Source organism: Endozoicomonas sp. ALB115, assembly GCF_049310245.1.
Taxonomy (GTDB): Bacteria; Pseudomonadota; Gammaproteobacteria; order Pseudomonadales; family Endozoicomonadaceae; genus Endozoicomonas.
Window position 1 is genome coordinate 1 of record NZ_JBLYZG010000129.1, and the last position, 5,043, is coordinate 5,043.

Sequence of the window (5,043 nt, forward strand, 5' to 3'; positions counted from 1 at the left end):
CCCAGGGCATTGCCAACCTGCTGTGGGCCATGGCGAAACTGGTGGACAACGGACAGGAGCAGACACCAGAGCTCTACGAGGCCGTGGCCGCACTATTGCCCCCCGTGAACGCACAAAAAGCTGACTTTAAACCACAGGGTATCGTCAGCCTGCTGTGGGGCATGGCAAAACTGGTGGACAACGGGCATGAGCAGACACCAGAGCTCAACGAGGCCTTGGCCGCGCTGCTACCCCACGTGAACGCACAGAAAGACCAATTTATTCCTCAACACATCGCCAACCTGCTGTGGGCCATGGCGAAACTGGTGGACAGCGGGCTGGAGCAGACACCAGGGCTCAACGAGGCCGTGGCTGCCCTGTTGCCCCTTGTGAACGCACAGAAAAACCAACTTAATGCCCAGGGCATTGCCAACCTGCTGTGGGCCATGGCGAAACTGGTGGACAACGGGCAGGAGAAGATACCAGGGCTCATGGAGGCCGCGGCCGCGCTGTTGCCCCACGTGAACGCACAGAAAGCTAACTTTACACCACAGGCAATCACCAACCTGCTATGGGCCGTGGCGAAACTGGTGGACAACGCGCAGCAGCGGACACCAGTGCTCAACGAGGCTGTGGTCGCGCTATTGCCTCTCGTGAACGCACAAAAAGCTAACTTTAAACCACAGGAAATCGCTAACCTGCTTTGGAGCATGGCGAAACTGGGTGAACTCGTTGAGCTGAACGTGGTTACCTCTACGTTCGAATCGCTTGTCTATAGAATCAGTGAGAACCCTCAGTTATCTCATCATGATATATCGATGTCTCTCTGGGCCGTAATGGTATGCTGTGCCAGGTTGGCTCTAGACTCCAATGCCCATCGAAATAACGTGCTTGAAAAGCACATGGATGACCTGTTCACTCGCCTGGAAAATACATCGCCAGATAATGAAGAGGATCAATCCATCATGATCATGGCTGCAAGCTGGCTTGGCAGAGCCTGTCCGTTCGTTCGCCATTACCAGACAAACATTTCAAAAACCCAAGCCGACTTTCGCGATCAACTCCAATCATCTATTCCATCTCTGAAGATCGAAGAAGAAAAGAGTCTGAACTCATTACCTCCGGTTGACCTGCTTCTGCCAGATCACAACATAGTGATTGAAATTCAGGGACCGTCTCATTACGTGGGTGGTGATTTCAATACCAGAAAAGGCTCGACTCTGCTTAAAATCGAACTGCTGCAAAAAGCAGGATTTGAGGTCATTGAAATCCCGGCTAACCAGCTTTTGAAGAAAGATTTAATGAAGCTATATATTGATCAAATAAAGATCAGGGTAGGCATCCTGCCACAGGGTCATGACTCTGTTTCACTTAAAAGAGGGTGGGCAGTGCTGCATATGTAACTGCCGAAGAACATTTACAAGAGCAAACCAGCCCAGCAAGGAAAAAGAAAACAAACAGCCAGTAATCGCCTTCCTCCCACCATGACTCAAGTAAACTTTTCTGCAAAATGAACTTCTGAGCAGAACAGCAGTCTGCTTTTCATATTTTCATGAATTAATGAAAGATAATTATGGATAGAAGTTCTGCTGGTATCAGTGGTCAATACACAAGATCAGATAACGGTTACAACCAACCGAATGGCCATGCCCCTTCTTCAAGGCGTGGGAGATACAGATATGCCACGGTCAGACAGCGGAATAGTTACCCCCGCTCTACTCCGGGATGTAATGAATTTCACCGTTCTTCTGGCACACGCCCTTCTCAATATTTAATACACCGTTCAGTCAACTCTGCTCAAGATTTTAATGCCCTCATCAAACAGGAAATAATGGATGATCTGGTGAGTAAATCGAATCGTTTCGGTCATCGCTATGATGGGAGAAATCACGGGCACTATGCCAGTTCAATTAAAAAATACACGTTAGCTGTTCAAAGACCGTTAAATCGAACAGAACAAAGCCAGCTGATGCGGTTGCTGCAAAATTTTACCGCAACCCGGAGCTGGAATTGGCGAAGCCTGACGACAACACTGCACTCATTGACTTCAGCGGGTGTTTTTACCCTTCATAAACCCATGGATGAGCGAGTTAAACTTACTCAGACTATCTTATTGTCAACACTTCTTGATGCAATAATATTCAAGTGCAACCAAAAACCTCCAGCCAGGGATATTGATGCCCGGGGAATTGCCAACCTGCTGTGGGCCATGGCAAAACTGGTGGACAACGGGCAGGCACAGACACCAGAACTCAAAGAGGCCATGGCCGAGCTGTTGCCCCTCGTAAACGCACAGAAAGACCAATTTATTCCGCAGCATATCGCCAACCTGCTGTGGGCCATGGCGAAACTGGTGGACAAAGGCCAGGAGCAGACACCAGAGTTCAAAAAGACAGTCGCCTCGCTGTTGCCCCTGGTGAACGCACAGAAAAACCAATTTACTGCCCAGGGGATTGTCAACCTGCTGTGGGCCATGGCGAAACTGGTGGACAAAGGGCAGGAACGGACACCGGGACTCAAAGAGGCAGTGGCCGCGTTGTGGCCCCACGTGAACGCACAGAAAGCTCACTTTAACCCCCAGGAAATCGCCAACCTGCTGTGGGGCATGGCAAAACTGGTCGGCTGCGGGCAGCATACATCAGGGCTTACAGAGGCCTTGGCCGCGCTGTTGCCCCACGTGAACGTACAGAAAGCACACTTTAAACCCCAGGAAATCGCCAATCTGCTGTGGGCCATGGCAAAACTGGTCGACAGCGGGCAGGAACAGACACCAGAGTTCAAAGAGGCCGTGACCACGCTGTTGCCCCAAGTGAATGCCAAGAAAGCTCTCTTTAAACAACAGGAAATCACCAATCTGCTGTGGGCCATGGCGAAACTGGTGGACAACGGCCAGGAGCAAACACCACGGCTCAAAGAGGCCGTGGCCGCGCTATTGCACCGCGTGAACACACAGAAGGACCAATTTATTCCTCAGCATATCGCCAACCTGCTGTGGGCCATGGCGAAATTGGTGGACAACGGGCAGGAGCTGACACCCGGGCTCAACGAGGCCATGACCGTGCTGTTGCCCCAGGTGAACGTACAGAAAGACCAATTTACTGCTCAGGGAATTGCCAACCTGCTGTGGGCCATGGCAAAACTGGTGGACAACCGTCAGGAACGGACACCAGAGCTCAACGAGGCCGTGGCTGAGCTGCTGCCCTACGTGAACACACAGAAGGACCAATTTATTCCTCAGCATATCGCCAGCCTGCTGTGGGCCATGGCGAAACTGGTGGACAACGGGCAGGAGCAAACACCACGGCTCAAAGAGGCCTTGGCCGCGCTGTTGCCCCACGTGAACACACAGAAGGACCAATTAATTCCTCAGCATATCGCCAACCTGCTGTGGACCATGGCGAAACTGGTGGACAACGGTCAGAAACGGACATCAGAGCTCAATGAGGCCGTGGCCGCACTGTTGCCCCTCGTGAATTCAAAGAAAGACCAATTTATTCCTCAGAATATCGCCAACCTGCTGTGGGCCATGGCGAAACTGGTAGATAACGGGCAGGAGCCAACACCAGAGCTCAAAAGGGCTCTGGCCGTGCTGTTGCCCCACGTGAAGGCACAGAAAGCTAACTTTAACCCACAGGAAATCGCCAACCAGCTGTGGGCCATGGCGAAACTGGTGGACAACGGGCAGGAGCAGACACCAGAGTTCAACGAAGCCGTTGCTGCGCTGTTGACCTGCGTGACCGTACAAAAAGCTCACTTTAAACCACAGCATATCGCCAGCCTGCTGTGGGCCATGGCGAAACTGGTAGACAGCGGGCAGGAGCAGACACCAGGGCTCAACGAGGCTACGGCCGCGCTGTTGCCCCTTGTAAACGCACAGAAAGACCAGTTTAATGAACAAGGTATCGCCAACCTGCTTTGGACCATGGCGAAACTGGTGGACATCGGGCAGGAGTGGACACCAGAGTTCCAAGCGGCCATTGCCGCGCTGTTACCCCACGTGAACTCACAGAAAGCTAACTTTACACCTCAGGCAATCAGCAACCTTCTGTGGGCCATGGCGAAACTGGTGGACAACGGGCAGGAGTGGATACCAGAGTTTAAAGCGGCCATGGACGTGCTGTTACCCCAAGTGAACGCACAGAAAGCTAACTTTAAACCACAGGGTATCGCCAACCTGCTGTGGGCCATGGCGAAACTGGGTGAACTCGCTGAGCTGAATGTGGTTACCTCTACCTTCGAATCGCTTGTCTACCGAATCAGAGAAAGCCCTCAGCTCTCTAAGCAAGATATATCGATGTCTCTCTGGGGCGTAATGGTATGCTGTGCCAGGTTGTCTCTAGTCTCCAATGCCAATAACAATAACGTGCTTGAAAAGCACATGGATGACCTGTTGACTCGCCTGGAAATTACCTCGCCAGATCCAGATAATGAAGATGATCGATCCATCATGATCATGGCCGCCAGTTGGCTTGGTAGAGCCTCTTCGGTCGTCCCCCATTACCAGGCAACCATTTCAAAAACCCAGGCCGACTTCCGCGATCAACTCCAATCATCTATTCCATATCTGAAGATTGAAGAAGAAAAGAGTCTGAACTCATTACCTCCGGTTGACCTGCTGCTGCCAGATCACAACATGGTGATTGAAGTTCAGGGTCCCTCTCATTACGTAGGTGGTGATTTCAACACCAGGAATGGTTCGACTCTGCTGAAAATCGCACTGTTGCAAAAAGCAGGATTTGAGGTCATTGAAATCCCGACTAACCAGCTTTTGAACAACGATTTAATGAAACCCTATATTAATCAAATAAAGACCAGGACAGGCATCCCGCCACAGGGTCATGGCTCTGTATCACTTAAAAGAGGGTGGACAGATGCCGCATACGTGACTGGTGAAGAACATTTAGCAGAGCAAAGCAACCCGGCAAAGAGGAAGAAAGCAGGCAGCCAATAATCGCCTTCCTCCCATCATGACTCAAGTAAACTTTGCCGCACAATGAACTTCCGGGCAGAACAGCAGTCTGTATTTTTATATTTTCATGAATTAATGAAATATAATTATGGATA

Annotated in this window: 2 protein-coding genes; both read left to right on the forward strand. The window is 51.0% G+C overall.

The genetic code is table 11. From position 1 onward, the window contains the following. Positions 1-1,382: RAP domain-containing protein (locus tag ACO6VE_RS23795; RefSeq protein ID WP_422463915.1), on the forward strand; the 1,382-nt coding region annotated here is incomplete at its 5' end. Between the two features lie 170 nt (positions 1,383-1,552). Next, positions 1,553-4,930 carry a DUF1601 domain-containing protein gene (locus tag ACO6VE_RS23800; RefSeq protein ID WP_422463917.1) on the forward strand — a complete coding sequence of 1,126 codons (3,378 nt, stop codon included), beginning with the start codon at positions 1,553-1,555 and terminating at the stop codon, positions 4,928-4,930. Positions 4,931-5,043: the final 113 nt, after the last annotated feature.

What these genes read in the sequence shown, in the direction of transcription:
- ACO6VE_RS23800 (WP_422463917.1), top strand. Translation starts at nt 1,553, where the DNA reads ATGGATAGAAGTTCTGCTGGTATCAGTGGTCAATACACAAGATCAGAT.